Annotated in this window: 14 protein-coding genes and 1 tRNA gene; 10 read left to right on the top strand and 5 right to left on the bottom strand. The window is 68.3% G+C overall.

Annotation, left to right across the window (positions count from 1 at the left end; all coding sequences use genetic code 11):
• Positions 1–58 precede the first annotated feature (58 nt).
• The 6 genes from EV380_RS14750 (at position 59) to EV380_RS14725 (ending at position 5,103) form a co-directional block, all read left to right on the top strand.
• Positions 59–1,012 (top strand): EamA family transporter, encoded by a 954-nt coding sequence (locus tag EV380_RS14750; RefSeq protein WP_130451751.1) that lies wholly within the window; start codon positions 59–61, stop codon positions 1,010–1,012.
• A complete protein-coding gene (locus EV380_RS14745; protein ID WP_130451750.1) occupies positions 1,009–1,659 on the top strand; it encodes an NAD(P)-dependent oxidoreductase in 651 nt (216 codons plus the stop codon). Before EV380_RS14750 ends, EV380_RS14745 begins: the two co-directional genes overlap by 4 nt.
• Positions 1,660–1,729: 70 nt before the next feature.
• A complete protein-coding gene (locus tag EV380_RS14740; RefSeq protein ID WP_130451749.1) occupies positions 1,730–2,824 on the top strand; it encodes a PQQ-dependent sugar dehydrogenase in 1,095 nt (364 codons plus the stop codon).
• A 121-nt stretch (positions 2,825–2,945) separates the two neighbouring features.
• The gene (locus EV380_RS14735; protein ID WP_130451748.1) at positions 2,946–3,368 is read left to right on the top strand and encodes a DUF4430 domain-containing protein; all 423 of its coding nucleotides are present in this window, start codon (positions 2,946–2,948) and stop codon (positions 3,366–3,368) included.
• Positions 3,365–3,964: a DUF6580 family putative transport protein gene (locus EV380_RS14730; protein ID WP_130451747.1), complete on the top strand. Its 600-nt coding sequence runs from the start codon at positions 3,365–3,367 to the stop codon at positions 3,962–3,964. The genes EV380_RS14735 and EV380_RS14730 overlap by 4 nt, the downstream gene beginning before the upstream one ends.
• Positions 3,965–4,002: 38 nt before the next feature.
• Positions 4,003–5,103: a serine hydrolase domain-containing protein gene (locus EV380_RS14725; protein WP_130451746.1), complete on the top strand. Its 1,101-nt coding sequence runs from the start codon at positions 4,003–4,005 to the stop codon at positions 5,101–5,103.
• On the opposite strand, the gene metH is transcribed toward EV380_RS14725, so the two are convergent.
• On the bottom strand, positions 5,104–8,685 hold the full coding sequence (gene metH, locus EV380_RS14720; protein ID WP_423219031.1) for a methionine synthase: 3,582 nt from the start codon (positions 8,683–8,685) through the stop codon (positions 5,104–5,106). It lies immediately after the preceding gene.
• A gap of 332 nt (positions 8,686–9,017) precedes the next feature.
• Here metH and EV380_RS14715 point away from each other — a divergent pair, with 332 nt between their 5' ends.
• Positions 9,018–10,193 (top strand): hypothetical protein, encoded by a 1,176-nt coding sequence (locus EV380_RS14715; protein WP_130451744.1) that lies wholly within the window; start codon positions 9,018–9,020, stop codon positions 10,191–10,193.
• Between the two features lie 114 nt (positions 10,194–10,307).
• On the opposite strand, the gene EV380_RS14710 is transcribed toward EV380_RS14715, so the two are convergent.
• A tRNA-Lys gene (locus tag EV380_RS14710) sits at positions 10,308–10,380 on the bottom strand.
• 275 nt (positions 10,381–10,655) lie between these two features.
• Between EV380_RS14710 and EV380_RS14705 the strand changes: the two genes are divergently transcribed.
• From EV380_RS14705 to EV380_RS14695, 3 genes are all read left to right on the top strand, one after another.
• Entirely contained in the window at positions 10,656–11,315 is a 660-nt protein-coding gene (locus EV380_RS14705; protein WP_130451743.1) for a hypothetical protein, read from the top strand.
• Between the two features lie 270 nt (positions 11,316–11,585).
• Positions 11,586–12,203: a DUF47 domain-containing protein gene (locus EV380_RS14700; protein ID WP_102158224.1), complete on the top strand. Its 618-nt coding sequence runs from the start codon at positions 11,586–11,588 to the stop codon at positions 12,201–12,203.
• A 6-nt stretch (positions 12,204–12,209) separates the two neighbouring features.
• Positions 12,210–13,229, top strand: a complete 1,020-nt coding sequence (locus tag EV380_RS14695) for an inorganic phosphate transporter (RefSeq protein ID WP_130451742.1) — start codon at positions 12,210–12,212, stop codon at positions 13,227–13,229.
• 221 nt (positions 13,230–13,450) lie between these two features.
• On the opposite strand, the gene pstB is transcribed toward EV380_RS14695, so the two are convergent.
• The 3 genes from pstB to pstC are packed head-to-tail and all read right to left on the bottom strand — an operon-like array spanning position 13,451 to position 16,335.
• On the bottom strand, positions 13,451–14,230 hold the full coding sequence (gene pstB / locus EV380_RS14690) for a phosphate ABC transporter ATP-binding protein PstB (protein WP_130451741.1): 780 nt from the start codon (positions 14,228–14,230) through the stop codon (positions 13,451–13,453).
• Positions 14,231–14,260: 30 nt separating this feature from the next.
• Positions 14,261–15,385, bottom strand: coding sequence for a phosphate ABC transporter permease PstA (gene pstA / locus EV380_RS14685; protein WP_130451740.1), 1,125 nt, complete (start codon positions 15,383–15,385; stop codon positions 14,261–14,263).
• Positions 15,385–16,335 carry a phosphate ABC transporter permease subunit PstC gene (gene pstC, locus EV380_RS14680; RefSeq protein WP_207219442.1) on the bottom strand — a complete coding sequence of 317 codons (951 nt, stop codon included), beginning with the start codon at positions 16,333–16,335 and terminating at the stop codon, positions 15,385–15,387. The genes pstA and pstC overlap by 1 nt, the downstream gene beginning before the upstream one ends.
• Positions 16,336–16,366 lie beyond the last annotated feature (31 nt).

Below are 16,366 nucleotides of genomic sequence, written 5' to 3'. Positions count from 1 at the left end.
CGCTAGAATGACAACTATGTGTTGGACTCATGAATAGAGTCGGCCACACAGTGGTCTCATGACCACTTCGACACCACCCCCGCCGACTTCGCCGCTCACCTCGCCGCCGCAGTCCGCGCCTGCGGCACCCGGAGCATCGCGCACCGGGCTGACCCTCCTGACCGCCCTGGCCCCTGCGGTCTGGGGCACCACTTACATCGTCACCACGGAACTTCTCCCCGCCGGACACCCGCTCTTCGCCGCGCTGATGCGCGCGCTGCCCGCGGGAATCGTGGCGCTGCTGATCGCCCGCCAGCTGCCCGTCGGCGACTGGTGGTGGAAAGCCGCAGTCCTGGGCACGCTCAACATCGGCTTGTTCTTTCCTCTCCTCTTCCTGACCGCCGAACGACTTCCGGGCGGCGTCGCCGCCACGCTGGGGGCGACTCAGCCCATCCTGATCGTGTTCCTCGCCGTACTGGTCCTCTCCGAACGCCTCTCGCGCTGGCGGCTGGCGTGGGGCATCGTCGGCGTCGTCGGCGTGGGCCTCGTGGTCCTCGGCCCGGGCGCGGCGCTCGACCCGATCGGCGTGGCCGCCGGCATCGCTGGTGCCGCTTCGATGGGCGTCGGCGTCGTCCTCACCAAGCGGTGGGGCCGGCCGGCCGGCGTCAGCGCCGTGGGCTTCGCCGGCTGGCAGCTCACCGCCGGTGGCCTGGTCCTGCTGGCACCCGCGCTGCTGCTCGAGGGCGTCCCCACCGGAATCGGGGTCCAGGGCGCCGCCGGCTACCTCTGGCTGGGGCTCTTCGGCGGGCTGATCGCCTACACACTCTGGTTCAGCGGGCTGCGCCGGCTGCCCGTCACCGCCACCGCCCTGCTCGGGCTGCTCTCGCCCCTCGTGGCCGCCGCCCTGGGCGCGGTCTTCGCCGACGAGGCCCTCTCCCCCGTCCAGCTCGCGGGATTCGCCCTCGCACTCGCGGCCCTCGCCGCGGGGCAGCTCACCCCCGGCCACTTCCGCATCAAAGGACTCCCCTCGTGAACATCACCATCATCGGCGCGACGGGCATGGTCGGCTCGCGCCTCACCGCCGAGGCGCTCTCCCGCGGTCACCGCGTCGTGGCCGGCTCGCGCAACCCCGAACCCCGGCACGACGACGGGGCCACCTCCGCGCGCGTCGACACCTCGGCGCAGGCGAGCCTGGAGGCGGCGCTGCTGGGCACCGACGTCGTCATCCTCTCGATCCGCGCCGCCGCTGGGCGGGAGGCGGGCATCGCCGGCGCAACCACCGCGGCTCTCGACGCCGCCGCGGCAGCGGACGTGCCCGTGCTCGTGATCGGCGGGGCCGGGCCGCTGCGATCGCCGCACAACCCAGACCTCCTGGTGATCGACGACCCGGCCCGCGTCCCGCCCGCCTGGCGCGCGGTCGCACACGCGAGCACCGATCAGCTGCGCGCGTGCACCGAGCACCCCAACGGGCGCTGGACCTACCTGAGCCCGCCGGCCGTTCTGGAGCCGGGCACCCGCACGGGCCGCTACCGGCGCGGCACCACCACGCTGCTCACGGCCCCGGACGGCTCGTCGCGCATCAGCGTCGAGGACCTCGCGGTCGCCGCTCTCGACGAGATCGAACGACCCGGCACAGACACCCACTTCACGGTCGCCGAGACGGCGGAAACGCCCGCGTGACGGCTCCCGCGCGGGCGATCAGCCGCAGCTCCCCCCTGACACGTCCGGCGCAGCCGGGCACACTGGAGGCATGGAACGTCGCCTGAGACTGCTCGTCGGCGCCGCAGCGGTGCTGGGCGCACTCGCGGCGTGCGCGCCCGGCCCCGAGCCGGAGACTCCGGACACGACGACGGCGCCGCCGTCGTCGTCCGGCCCCGCGGAGACGCGCGTGGTCGCCGAAGGGCTGGACGCGCCCTGGGCGATCGCGTTCCACGGTGAGACGCCGCTCATCAGCGAGCGGGATACCGCGCGGATCCTGGAGCTCGGCGCGGACGGCGAGACGCGGACGGTCGGCACGATCGCCGGCGTCGCGCCCCGCGGCGAAGGCGGGCTGCTCGGGATCGCCGTGCGCGACGGTCTCCTCTACGCCTACTCGACGGCCGACGGGGAGAACCGGATCGAGCGGTACGAGCTCACGGGCGGGCCCGGAAGCCTCGGGCTCGGCCCACCCGAACCCCTGCTCGGGGGCATCCCCGCGGCCCGGATCCACAACGGGGGCCGGATCGCGTTCGGCCCGGACGGGATGCTCTACGCCACGACGGGCGACGCCGGCAACGGCGCGCACGCGCAGGATCCGGATTCGCTGGGCGGGAAGATCTTGCGCCTGCGAGCCGACGGGAGTGTGCCGGACGACAACCCGTTCGCCGGCTCCCCGGTGTACAGCTACGGCCATCGCAACCCCCAGGGGCTCGCGTGGGACGACGACGGCACGCTGTACGCGAGCGAGTTCGGTCAGAACACGTGGGACGAGCTCAACGTCATCGAGGCCGGCGCGAACTACGGGTGGCCGGAGGTCGAGGGTATCGCGGGCCGAGAGGGCTTCGTCGACCCCGTCCAGCAGTGGCGGCCGGCCGACGCGAGCCCTTCCGGCATGGCGTTCACGGGCGGCTCGCTGTTCATCGCGAACCTGCGCGGCGAGCGGCTCCGCGAGGTCCCGCTGGAAGATGCCGAGACCTCAACCGAGCACTTCGCCGGCGAACACGGGCGGTTGCGCGACACCGTCCTCGGACCCGACGGCGAGCTGTGGCTGCTCACCAACAACACGGACGGCCGCGGCGCACCCTCCTCCGGAGACGACCGCGTCATCGCCGTCGATACGGATCAGCCCGCGAGCCCGTCCGACTGAATGAGCGATCCGTCTCGTGCCTCGGCCGGCCGTCGTCGTCCGCGCGACGCATTCCGTCGCACGGGGACTCACACGAAACACTGCTTGTCGACGGGTTTGGCCATACAGCATGATTAACGGCGTGACCACAGACTTCCGCACGATCCCGAAGAGCCATGCCGCCGCTCTGGCCGCAGGCCTCCTGTCCCTCGCCCTCCTGACCGGCTGCTCCGGCGGGACCGGCGACCCCGGAACCACGACGTCGCCCGCGGCGTCGGAAACCGCCACCGCGCCCGCCAGCGAAAGCGCCAGCGAGACCTTCACCTACGAGGGCGAGGACGGGAAGACCGTGCTCGAGCTCCTGCTGGAGAACGACCCCGAGGCGGAGGTCTCGGGTGAAGGCGAGATGGCGTTCGTGACCGGCATCGACGGCCGGGCGGTGGACGCGGACGCGAACGAGTTCTGGGCCCTCTACGTCGACGGCGAGTTCGCCCAGGAGGGCGCCGGCACGCTCGAAACCGAGGACGGCCAGGAGATCGAGTGGAAGCTGGACACGTTCGAATGAGCCCGGTCCGGCCACGCGATCTGACCCTGCAGGACCTCGCGGCCCGCTGGTGGCGCCCCGTCACCGCGGTGCTGCTCGTCGCCGCGGCTGTCGTCTGGCGGCTCGTCAAGAACGACCTCGGCGCCCCACCGAATCTCGAGTTCTCGACCTTCGCCGCGTTCGCTGCGGCGGGCCTGCTGCGGCATCGGCTGGCGGCGCTCGCGCCCCTGGCGGTCGTCGCGGTGAGCGACGTCGTGCTGGGCAACTCGTGGATCTTCGTGTTCACGTGGTCCGCGTGGCTGCTCATCGGCCTCGGGGCCCTGTGGACGCGGCGCAGCACGGGCGCGCGCCGCGTGGCGACGTCGCTCATGTTCGGAGCGGGGAGTTCGATCGGGTTCTACCTGTGGACCAACGTCGGCGTCTGGCTGCAGGGCCGCGGGACCTTCTACCCGGCCGGGCTCGACGGGCTGCTCGCCAGCTACGCCGCGGGCCTGCCGTTCCTGCGCACGATGCTGATCGGCAATCTGGTGCTCCTGCCCCTCGCGGCCGGCCTGCTCTCGCTCGTCGAACGATTCGAGCGCGCGCACGCGGTCAGCACCGCCCCCGTCCGCGCGTAGGCCTGTCCGCGCGCTGGCCGCCCGGCTACGATCGGGTCATGGCCAACAGACTCGGACAGGTCCTGGAAGAACACGTCGCCCGGGGCACGGTCCCCGGCGCCCTCGCGGCGTTCGGCACCGCCGGCGGTCCCACCGAGTACGTCGCGGCCGGGGACCTGCCGCTCGACGCGATCGTGCGCATCCAGTCGATGACCAAGCCCGTCCTCGCGATCGCCGCGCTGCGGCTGGTCCAGGCCGGGCACCTGGATCTGGACGACGACGTCGCCGCCTGGCTGCCCGAACTCGCGAACCGGCGGGTCCTGCGCACGCCCGAATCTCCCCTCGACGACACCGTCCCCGCGGACAGCCCGATCACCGTCCGGCACCTGCTGACCAACACCTCCGGCTACGGCATGATGACCTCGCCGTGCCCGCTGCAGGAGGCGATGATCGCCAACGGCACCCAGGCCGGCCAGGAACCGCTCGACGTCGGCGCCCAGGCATGGCTGGACGCGCTCGGGCAGCTGCCGCTCGCCTTCCAACCTGGCACCGGCTGGCGGTACCACCACTCCTTCGGCCTGCTCGGCATCCTGCTCGGCCGCCTCGTCGGCGGTTCCCTGGAGGAGCACCTGCGCGGCGACGTGTTCGGTCCGCTCGGCATGGTCGACACCGGCTACGCCGTCCCGCCGGAGGCGGCCCACCGGCTCCCCGCAGCGTACCGGCACGACGTCGGCGCCGCCCTGGTCGAGATCGAACCGGCCGGTGCGGGGTTCTACGTCGCGCCCGAGCCCTTCGACCTCAGCCACTCGGAGCTGGTCTCCACCATCCGCGACTACGCGGGCTTCGCCCGCATGCTCGCCGCCGGCGGCCGCCACGAGGGTCGGGCGTTCCTCGAGCCCGGCCTGGTCGCAGCGATGACCGCCGATCAGGTGCCGTCCGCCGCCAAGACACCGGACAGTTTCTTCCCCGGCTTCTGGGAGGGCACCGGCTGGGGTTTCGGTGTCTCCGTACAGACTTCGGGCCCGCACGCGGGCCGGTTCGGCTGGTCCGGCGGCCTGGGCACCACGATGCACGCCGACCCCGACGGCTCCTTCCTGGTCCTGCTCACGCAGGTGGAGATGGGCCCGGAGATCATGCAGCTGTTCGCCGCGGTGCAGTAGCTACACGGAGAAGTACGTGGCCTCCGGGTGGTGCAGCACGAACGCGTCCGTCGACTGCTCCGGGTGCAGCTGCAGTTCCTCGCTCAACGTGACTCCTACACGCTCGGGCCGCAGCAGCTCCACGACCTTGTGCCGGTCCTCCATGTCCGGGCAGGCCGGGTAGCCGAGCGAGAGCCGGCAGCCCCGGTAGTCGAGCTTGAACATGCCGTCGACGTCGTCCGGGTCCTCGCCGGCGAAGCCGAGCTCGTCGCGCACCCGCGAGTGCCAGAACTCCGCAAGCGCCTCCGTGAGCTGGACGGACAGCCCGTGCAGCTCCATGTACTCGCGGTAGCGGTTGGCCTCGAACAGTTTCGCGGTGTGCCCGGAGACGTCGTCGCCGACCGTCGCGAGCTGGACCGGGAAGACGTCGAACTGGCCCGTCTCCTCCACCCACTCGCGCGGCCGGATGAAGTCCGCGACGCACAGGTGCCGGTCGCGGCGCTGCCGGGGGAACGTGAACCGCAGCCGCTCCGTGCCGGGCTCGCCGCCCGAGCCGCCGTCGGGCGCGCCGAGGCCGCCCATCGTGGCACCGTGGTGGGCGATGACGACGTCGTTCCCCTCCGACCAGGCCGGGAAGTACCCGTAGATGACCGTCGGGTCCATGATCCGATCCGTGGCGACGCGCTCGAGCCATTCTGCGAGCCGCGGGCGTCCCTCCGTCTCGACGAGCTCCTCGTAGGAGGCCCCGTCGGCACCGCGGCCGGGCTTGAGCCCCCACTGGCCCATAAATGTGGCCCGCTCGTCGAGGAATGCGGCGTAGTCGGCGAGCTGGATGCCCTTGACGATGCGCGTGCCCCAGAACGGCGGCGTCGGCACGGGGTTGTCGGCGACGACGTCGGAGCGAGCCGGCAGCTCCTCGTCCGGGGTCTGCGTCACGGTCACCACGTTGTGGCGGCGCTTCTTCAGTGCGGGCAGCCCCACGGACTCCGGATCCGCCCCGCGCGCGACGGCGACGAGGGGTTCCATGAGGCGCAGGCCCTCGAACGCGTCGCGGGCGTAGCGGACGACCCCGGGGAACTGCGAGGCGAGGTCGTCCTCGACGAACGTGCGGGTCAGAGCGGCACCGCCGAGCAGGATCGGCCACTTCTCGGCCAGGCCGCGCGAGGCCAGCTCCTCGAGGTTCTCCTTCATCACGACAGTCGACTTCACGAGAAGCCCCGACATGCCGATGACGTCCGCGTTGTGCTCCGCGGCCGCCTCGATCATTGCGGTGATCGGCTGCTTGATGCCGATGTTGATGACCGTGTAACCGTTGTTGGTGAGGATGATGTCTACCAGGTTCTTGCCGATGTCGTGCACGTCCCCGCGTACGGTCGCGAGCACGATCACGCCCTTCGAGGCGTCTTCCTCGCCCTCGACTCGCTCCATGTGCGGCTCGAGCAGCGCGACGGCGGCCTTCATGACCTCTGCGGACTGCAGCACGAACGGCAGCTGCATCTCACCGGACCCGAACAGCTCACCGACGACCTTCATGCCGCCGAGCAGGTGCGTGTTCACGATGTCGAGCGCGGCCATCCCGTCGGCGAGCGCCGTCTCGATGTCCGCCTCGAGACCCTTGCGGGCGCCGTCGATGATGCGGCGCTCGAGCCGCTCCCCCACGGGCAGGGCCTCGAGCTCCGCGGCCCGCTGATCGCGCAGCGCGGCCGAGTCGACGCCCGAGAACGTCTCCAGCAGATGGGAGAGCGGATCGTGCGTGAGGTTCCCCTCGTCGTCGTACTCCCGCCGGTCCCACACGAGGTTCTCGGCGGCCTGCCACTGCTCGTCGGGGATCGCGGTGCGCGGCAGGATCTTCGCCGCGTGCACGATCGCCGAGTCGAGACCGGCGGCCGTGGCCTCGTGCAGGAACACCGAGTTCAGCACGGTGCGTGCGGCCGGGTTCAGGCCGAAGGACACGTTGGAGACCCCGAGGGTCGTGTGCACGCCCGGGTAGCGGGCGGTGATCTGGCGGATCGCGTCGATCGTCTCGATCGCGTCGCGGCGCGTCTCCTCCTGGCCCGTCGCGATGGGGAAGGTCAGCGCGTCGACGATGATGTCGTCGACCCGCATGCCCCACTGCTCGACGAGCGTATCGATGAGGCGGGAGGCGATGCGCACCTTGCCCTCGGCCGTGCGCGCCTGCCCCTCCTCGTCGATCGTCAGCGCGATGACGGCGGCGCCGTGCTCCTTGACCGCCGGCATGATGCGCTGGAAACGCGAGGCCGGCCCGTCGCCGTCCTCGAAGTTCACCGAGTTCACGACGGCGCGGCCGCCGACCAGCTCGAGGCCGGCCCGGATGACCTCGGGTTCCGTCGAGTCGATCACGAGCGGCAGGGTCGACGCGCTTGCGAGCCGCGAGACGACCTCGCGCACGTCGGTCACGCCGTCGCGGCCCACGTAGTCGACGCACACGTCGAGCAGGTGAGCACCCTCGCGGGTCTGGGCGCGGGCGATGTCGACGATGTCATCCCACCGGGACTCGAGCAGCGCGTCCCGGAAGGCCTTGGAGCCGTTGGAGTTGGTGCGCTCACCGATCGCCAGGTAGGAGGCCTCCTGCGAGAGGTCGGTGTGCGAGTACAGGGACGCGACTCCGTTCTGCCGTTCCGGGGTGCGCTCGGGCAGCTGCTGGCCGCGCACGGCCTCGACGACCTGGCGCATATGCTCCGGCGTCGTGCCGCAACAGCCGCCGACCAGACCGAGACCGAACTCCTTGACGAACTGCGCGTGCGCGGCGGCGAGTTCGGCCGGCTGAAGCGGATAGACCGCACCTTTCGGGCCCAGCTCGGGCAGGCCCGCGTTCGGCATGCACACGAGCGGCGTCTCGGAGTGATGGGCCAGGACGCGCAGGTGTTCGCTCATCAGGTCCGGCCCGGTTGCACAGTTGAGGCCGATGACGTCGACGCCGAGGGACTGCAGCGTCGTCAGGGCCGCCCCGATCTCGGAGCCCATGAGCATCGTGCCCGTGGTCTCGACGGTGACCGAGGTGATGATCGGGACCGCGCGTCCGGTCTGCTCGATCGCGGCGCGGCAGCCGTTGACGGCGGACTTGGTCTGCAGCAGGTCCTGGCTGGTCTCGATGAGCAGGGCGTCCACGCCGCCCTCGATGAGTCCGACGGCCTGCTCGGCGAACGTGTCGCGCAAGTGCACGTAGGTGGTGTGCCCCAGCGACGGCAGCTTGGTTCCGGGGCCCATCGCGCCGAGCACCCAGCGGGGGTGCTCCGCCGTCGTATAAGCGTCGGCGCGCTCCCGCGCCAGGGCCGCGCCCGCGCGGGCGAGCTCGCGGATGCGGTCGTCGATCCCGTAGTCGGAGAGGTTGGACCAGTTGGCGCCGAAGGTGTTGGTCTCGATCGCGTCGACGCCGACCTCGAGATAGGCGTCGTGCACCGCGGCGATGATGTCCGGCCGGGTCGCGTTGAGGACCTCGTTGCAGCCCTCGTGCTGCTCGTAGTCGTCGAGTGTCGGCTCGGCCTCCTGGATCATCGTGCCCATGGCGCCGTCGGCGACGACGACGCGGGTGCGGATGGCGTGCAGGAGTTCGGCGGCGCGGCCTTCAAGCGTTGGGATCACCGCATCAGAATAAACCGACGGGCCCCAGGTGTCGCGGCTCATGACGCCGCAGGAATCCCGGCCCTGAAAGGCCTGGCGATAGCGGCCTCCTTAGCACGGTAGGAACGGCTCGTACGTCTGGGTCTGCAATCAATGGGAGCTGCCCGGGTCGTGCGTTCGCCCGTCTTGCCCGCACCCCGCTTCAGTCCGGTCGTTATTACTGCCCTCGCCTTCCGGAGGTTCGTTGGGGCGCCGGACCGAACTCAAACGTCCTAGCCTTTTCTTGCGTCTCTCTAGAGTGAAATGTCCTCCCTGCAACCCAAAATGTCGGCCTCACATGGATAATTAAGGGCATGTCGCAACGGCGCCAGAACCATTCCGGGAAAAACCACAGACCGACGAACGCTGCTCAGCGTGACAAAGTGAGAAAGCGCTTTCTGCGCGTTCAGGGTGAGCCATTCGTGCGCTCTATCCACAACGATGAGGACTGGACGCACGTCCACCGCACTGGACGTATCTTAGTTTGCCCAGACGATCAATGCACTCAGCGACTCAGCGCCAAGATGAGCCAGAAGAAGAGGAGATTCCTCTCTGATGTATCAGGCAGCAGCTGCAATCACTTCGTTTCGGCGGGTGGCGGAGGGCCGATGACGGACGAGCACCTGTGGCTACAGCAAAAGCTACTCGAGATATGCCGTGAGCTCGGGTTTGCAGCCCGGCTTGAGGTGGGCTTCAGTGGTGCCTGCGTCGACTTACACGTTGACTCAACCCCACCCTACGCATTCGAGGTGCAGCGAGTATCCACGAACTTCACCGCTCGCCGGAAGGCACGTGAGTGGAATGGTATGCAAACACTGTGGTTCCTTCCAGAGTCAGCCCGACAGAAGAACACCGGGAAAGGCAAGAACCATGGTGACCCACTATTTACCGAGCCTTGCGTGCGACTCGGATATCGGGTCAGCGGCAGTTCGGAAGTCCCGACCGCCAACCAGCTCCGTTCTATCTGGCAAGGCGACAGCCGATGCGAAGTTCAATTGCATGTGGGCGTGACCATAGGAAAACTCAGCCCCGACCGTCGTTCATTCACATCAACGCAGTTACCGTTAACGAAGTTCATCAGTCAAGTCCTCAATGACGAGCGACGATGGTACAAAGCACGGTTGATCCGCGGACGCCAGGGGGGAATGTGGGCCGGCTGGCTGCTGAACGCTGACGTCGCCAAATACGAGGCGGCCATCCAAGCCGCAGACGAGGAACGTCAGCGTCGCGAGACGACTGAAAAGAAGACCAATGCAGATTGCGCGGATCTGGAAGAACTCAATCGTGCCGCAGGGGAGCACGCGGACGCCGAACAAGCCGCTGTGGACGACGCGCGAATCCGAGACGAACGGACCGAGGCTTCTGAGGATACTCCTCACACGGCGCCGCCTGCCCGCGTGCCCCCAGAGCCCGATGCGCAGCCTTTTGTCTCGCCCGTCGCAACTCGCGAGCCATGGTGGAAACGCATAATGAAATTGTTGATCGGCTGACCGCAATCTGCACCCCGCACATCGGGGTAGCAAGCATTGAGGCCAAAACCCAGTGGGACAAAGAACGCCCCGGCCGAAAACCGCACGAAACGGTTCCGGCCGGGGCGTCGGCGGTGGGCCCTGCGGGGCTCGAACCCGCGACCAATGGATTAAAAGTCCAGTGCTCTACCAACTGAGCTAAAGGCCCGTGGTCCTTCGAAAAGAACCGCGATCCATGCTACCGCACGTCCACCACCACCCGCGTCGATCCGCCGCTGCGCAGCATCCAACCGCGCGGACGACACCGCCCGGACGCTACGGTCCACAGGTCGCGAACCATACGTTTCGCAGGCCGGGAACGCTACCATTCGCATGGCTCGAGCAAGACGTTTCGCAGGGCGACGACGACGGCACACTGCGTTTCCGTCCACACCCGGACCGCACCCATCGCAAGTATCCGGCCACGGGAGTATCCTGAGCCGCATGAACGCGAACCCAGCACGCCAGCATCAGGCCGCACCGTTCCGGCACCACAAGCCGAAGCCGTTCGCGCCCATCGACTTCGAGCCGTTCGCCGGCGGCCCGGACCCGGCCCGCGTCTCCGAAGCCGCGCATCTCGCCGCCCAGGCTTTGGTGCACCACGGCCGCGGTTCCGAGGATCCGCAGGTCACGGAGCGGCTCGTGAAGCTCGCCGACAAGGAGGGTCTGGAGGCGGTCGCCGAACTCTGGTCCGAGAGCCCCGCGCACACCCTGCCCGGCGCCCTCTGGAGGCTGTACGCGCTGCGCGCCGCCGTCGTCAATGATCCGGACCGCATGGCCTCGTACTTCGCAGCGGGCCGCCGGACCGCCCAGGTCGCGCACGCTGTGGCGGGCGCCGCCGAACCGCCCGGAGCGAACGAACTCCGGGCCATGGCGGATTCGATCCTCTCGGGCGCGTTCGACGGCGAGTTCGACGTCGCCCTCGAGCGGACGGCCGCTTTCTGCCGGGTGATCGCTCTCGGGCAGGCCGAACACGCGCACGACCTCGAGCCAAGCAACGACAAGCACGCGAGACGGCTCACCCGCGACGCCGGCCAGCTCCTCAAGACCGCGGAAGATCTCGAGTCCTCGGCGAAGATGTGGCGGCGCGGAGAACTCGACTGATCCCGCCGAAATGTTGACACGTGGCGCGTGGAGGAGAAGACTGGAGATCGGCGCCGGACTGCGGTGACCCCCGGGCTTCAACATTAAGCCGCTTCGAGCGGCCTTCCGCCGAGAGGCGTTCCCGGTTCGGCGCCGTTCACTCCACTTCCCGCAGGCGATCGCCCCTGGAGCGGGTTTCACGCAATTCTCCGCCCCCTCGGCGGCGGGACATCTTCGGCACGTATGATGTTGACCGATTGCTCCCCTCGTCCCCTTCGGCGGTCTTATCCAGTGAAATTCAGTCTGTTCCCTCAGGAGACCCGCGGCCTACAGCTGCTGGGCGACCTCTGCACCAACATCCAGGATTGCGTGCAGGTACTCTCCGAGATCCTCGGCGTCCTCACCGAGGACAACCAGGAGCAGCTCGACGCGCTCGAGCGGGCCGAGATGCAGGCCCTCGACACGCACTACGCACTCCTGACGCAACTGCGGACGAGCTACGTCACCCCGGTCCCGCGCGAGGACCTGTACACGTTCTCCCGCCTCTTGCACGACACCGTCGGCGAGCTGCGCAGCGTCGGCGAACTCATGACGAGCGGCGACCTCACGTGGATTTCCCACCGCGCCGCCGATCAGCTCGAACTCGTCGGCCGCCAGGCCACCCTGACGACGTCGGCGCTGGGCAGCCTGGACCGGCTGGACGACCTCGAGGACACCTGGCTGCAGCTCATGCGCCTGAACAAGCGGGTCGGCCGCACCCACCACGCCTGGGTCGGAGAGACAGCAGATCTACAGCGCTCGTCGACGATCATCCGGCACCGGGCCGTCGCCGACCAGATGCTCGCCGCCAGCACGCGCCTGCACGCCGTGGCCGATCATCTGGGCCGCGTGCTCGTCAAAGAGTCCTAGTCCTCGATGGACACTTTCGTCTTTGTTCTGGTCATCGCCGGAGCCTGCGGATTCACCGTCCTCAACGGGTTCCGTGACGTCGCGAACGCGATCGCAGGAGCGGTCCGCACCGGCGCGCTGCAGCCGCGCATCGCCGTCGTCGGGGCCGCGGCCTTCGCGTTCATCGGAACCCTGCTCTCGACGTCGTTCTCGCTCGCGCTGCTGGACCGGGCCTCCTTCCACTACCACTCCCCCGCCTCGGGACTCGGTCTGCTGCTGGCGGCGATAATCTCCGCGACGGCGTGGCTGCTCTGGACATGGTTCCGCGGTATTCCGCACTCGTCGACACACGCGCTCTTCGCCGGGCTGGCCGGCGCCCTGCTCGCCTCGGCCCTGCTGCACCCTGAGGACCCGATCGGCGTCCCGCTCCTGATCCTCGGCGGCGTCCTCATCCCGACGATCGTCACTCCGGTCGTCGCGTACATCGTGTCCTTCGCCGTGACGATCCCGGCCACGTGGTTCATGCGCCACTCGACCTCGTCGCGCGTCACCCGGGTCAGTCGCGGCGCGCAGGCGGTCACGTCACTCGCCGTCTCACTGGGCAACGGCCTGCAGGACGGACAGCGAAACGCCGCCCTCCTCACCTTCGCCTTCGTGATCTACACCGGCACGGAGACGACCGATTCCATCCCGTGGTGGGCCCCCTTGACGGCGGCCCTCTGCATGGGGCTCGGCGCCCTCGGTGGCGGCTGGCGGATCACCCACACGATCGGGTACCGGCTGGTGCGCTTCGACCCGCTGCGCGGCGCGACGGCCCAAGGCGTCTCCGCGCTGCTGCTGTTCGCCGGGGCACTGGTGCTCCATCTGCCGCTTTCGACTACGCAGGCCGTCACGAGCTCGATCGTCGGCGCGGGTGCCAATCAACGGTTCGAGTCCGTCATCTGGGCGAACGTCCTGCGTGTAGCCACCTACTGGCTGACGGGGCCGGTCATCTGCCTGGGGCTGGGCTGGCTGCTCTACCTGGCAATGCATCCGCTGCTTGGCTGATCGAGCTGGGGTTCGACGCTGAGCAACCCGTTTCCTCGGGCTCGGTGCCGTGAAACAGGCGGATGGGTAGCGGAAAACACCAGCGAAAACGGAACGGCGGGCGCCAGCACGAAGCCGGCACCCGCCGTTGATCCCCCTCAAGATCCCCTGGAGGTCGCCCTCCAGGCCCACTCCCTGCGGAGCCCGTTCGCCACCGCAGGGAAGAATGGAATCCGCCGGGCTTATCCGAATCGGCCGGAGACGTAGTCTTCCGTCGACTTCTCCTGCGGGTTGTTGAAGATCTGCGACGTCTCCGCGTACTCGATCAGCTTGCCCGGCTTGCCCGTTCCGGCGATGTTGAAGAACGCCGTCTTGTCGGAGACGCGTGCCGCCTGCTGCATGTTGTGCGTCACGATGACCACCGTGTAGTCGTCCTTCAGTTCGGAAATGAGGTCCTCGACGGCGAGCGTCGAAATCGGATCGAGCGCGGAGCACGGCTCGTCCATGAGGATTACCTCCGGCTCCACCGCGATGGTCCGCGCGATGCAGAGGCGCTGCTGCTGGCCGCCGGAGAGGCCGGAGCCCGGCTTCTCGAGCCGGTCCTTAACCTCATTCCAGAGGTTCGCCCCGCGTAGGGACTTCTCGACAATCGCGTCCGCGTCGCCCTTGGAGATGCGCTTGCCGTTGAGCTTGAGCCCGGCCAGCACGTTCTCGCGGATGGTCATGGTCGGGAACGGGTTCGGCCGCTGAAAGACCATGCCGACGTTGGAGCGGACAGCGACGGGGTCCACGCCCGGGGCGTAGATGTTGTCGCCGTCGAGCAGCAGCTTGCCCTCCACGCGGGCACCCGGGAGCACCTCGTGCATGCGATTGAGCGTCCGCAGGAAGGTCGTCTTTCCGCAGCCGGACGGGCCGATGAAGGCAGTCACGGACTTCGGCTCGATATTGATGTTGACGTCTGAAACGGCAAGGAATTTGCCGTAGTAGACGTTCAGGTCGATGGCGTCGATGCGCTTGGACATGATGTTCCTTCTTGAAATCTCGAGGGGTGCTTAGCGGCCGGACTTCTTCGGCGCGAAAGTCTTGGCGACGATACGTGCGATCAGGTTCAGCAGCATGACGATAATGATCAGAACCAGCGCTGCCGCCCAGGCACGCTGTTCCGAGGGATCGGGGGCCGACGGGGCCGTCGGGAACATCATCTGCCGGTAGATGTAGACCGGCAGCGACATCATCCAGTCCTGGAAGAGGTTCCAGTTGGTCTGGATCGCGACACCCGCGGTGACCAGGATCGGTGCCGTCTCTCCGATCACGCGGGCGATGGCCAGAGTGACGCCGGAGGCGATACCCGAAATCGACGTCGGAATGACGACCTTCAGAATGGTGCGCCATTTGCGGACGCCGAGTGCGTAGGACGCCTCGCGCAGTTCATTGGGCACCACGCGGAGCATCTCCTCGGTGGAGCGGACGACGACGGGGATCATCAGCACGGAAAGCGCGAGGACCGCTGAGAACCCCATGACGTTGGTACCGGGGCCGACGAGGGTCATCATCAGACCCGCAGCGAAAAGACCGGCGACGATCGACGGAATACCCGTCATGACATCGACGAAGAAGGTGATGGCCTTCGAGAAGACGCCGCCTCGGCTGTACTCGACAAGGTAGATGGAGGTCAGCAGTCCGATCGGGACCGAGATGACGGTGGCGCCGAGTGTGATCAGCAGTGAGCCGATCAGCGCGTGCTTCACGCCGCCGAGCACGCCGGTTCCCTCCGCCACGCTCTGCTGGTCGACGGCGCCCGTGACACCCAGCATGTCGGAGGCCAGGAATCCCGGAGCCAGGAGGCCGGGAAGCCCGATGGAAAGCACTGTCCAGATGACAGAGATCAGGGGGAGCAAGGCCACCAGGAACGCACCAACTACGAGGTTGGTCCACATTCCGTCCGTGGCCTTGCGTCGGTTCTCGATGGTCAGCGTCGCGACGTACATCGAGATGACGTAGAGGACGGCAGTCAGAACGGCCCAGCCGGCGACATTGAAGCCGATCAGTGCCAAGACCGCGGCGGCGACGATGGCGGACCCCGCGAGACATGCCGCCCACGTCCATCGGGGCTTCTGCCCCACCGTCAGGCGGGAACGGCCCTTGTTCTCGAGTTCGGTTTTCACGTTGGCGGTCATCAGTTAGCTCCCGAGAATTCCTTGTGGCGGCTGACGATCCAGCGCGCGATCATGTTGACCACGAGGGTGATGACGAAGAGGACCAGGCCGGCCGCGATGAGCTCGTTCTGGCGCATCCCGAAGGCCTCGGGGAAGTTGAGAGCGATTTCGGCCGGAATCGTCTGGTTGCCGGCCGAGATCAGGTTGGCCGACAGCACGCCCGGGGAGAGCACGAGCGCCACGGCCATGGTTTCACCGAGGGCGCGTCCGAGGCCGAGCATGACAGCGGAGACGATGCCAGCGCGGGCGAACGGGAAGACGGCCATCTTGACCATCTCCCAGCGCGTCGCGCCAAGGGCCAGCGCCGCTTCTTCGTGGAGCTTCGGGGTCTGCACGAAGATCTCGCGGCACATGCTCGTGATGATCGGCAGCACCATCACGGCCAGCACCACGGAGGCGGTGAAGAGCGTGCGGCCGGTCTGGGAGTAGCCGCCGGCGAAGATCGGGATCCAGCCCGCATTCTCGGACAGCCACCGGTAGGCGGGGACCAGGAGCGGACCCAGGAAGGTCATGCCCCAGGCGCCATACACGACCGACGGGATCGCGGCGAGCAGATCGATGACGTAGCCGATCGGCTGGCTGAGCTTCTTCGGGGAGTAGTGAGAGATGAAGAGTGCGACGCCGACGGCGACCGGCGTGGCGATCAACAGGGCGACGCCGGAGGCGATGAGCGTGCCGACCATCATCGGGCCGACGTAGCTCCAGAAGCTCGTCTTGCCGTTGGCCAGCTCGCCTTCGCCCGCAGTGAGCGCGGGCAGGGATTCGATGACGAGGTAGAGCGCGACAAAGGCCAGAATGGCCAGGATCACGATGCCCGCCGTCAGCGTGATGCCGGAGAAGATCTTATCTCCGGCGCGACCGCCTGCTGACTTGGGGTCATGCAGTGCGGACTGCTGAGTCGTGGTTGTCACAGGATTCCTTCGAACGGTAGGAGTGACGTTG

This window comes from Zhihengliuella halotolerans (assembly GCF_004217565.1).
GTDB lineage: Bacteria > Actinomycetota > Actinomycetes > Actinomycetales > Micrococcaceae > Zhihengliuella > Zhihengliuella halotolerans.
The sequence above is the reverse complement of the archived record's forward strand: the minus strand, read 5'-3'. Positions and strand labels throughout refer to the sequence as shown.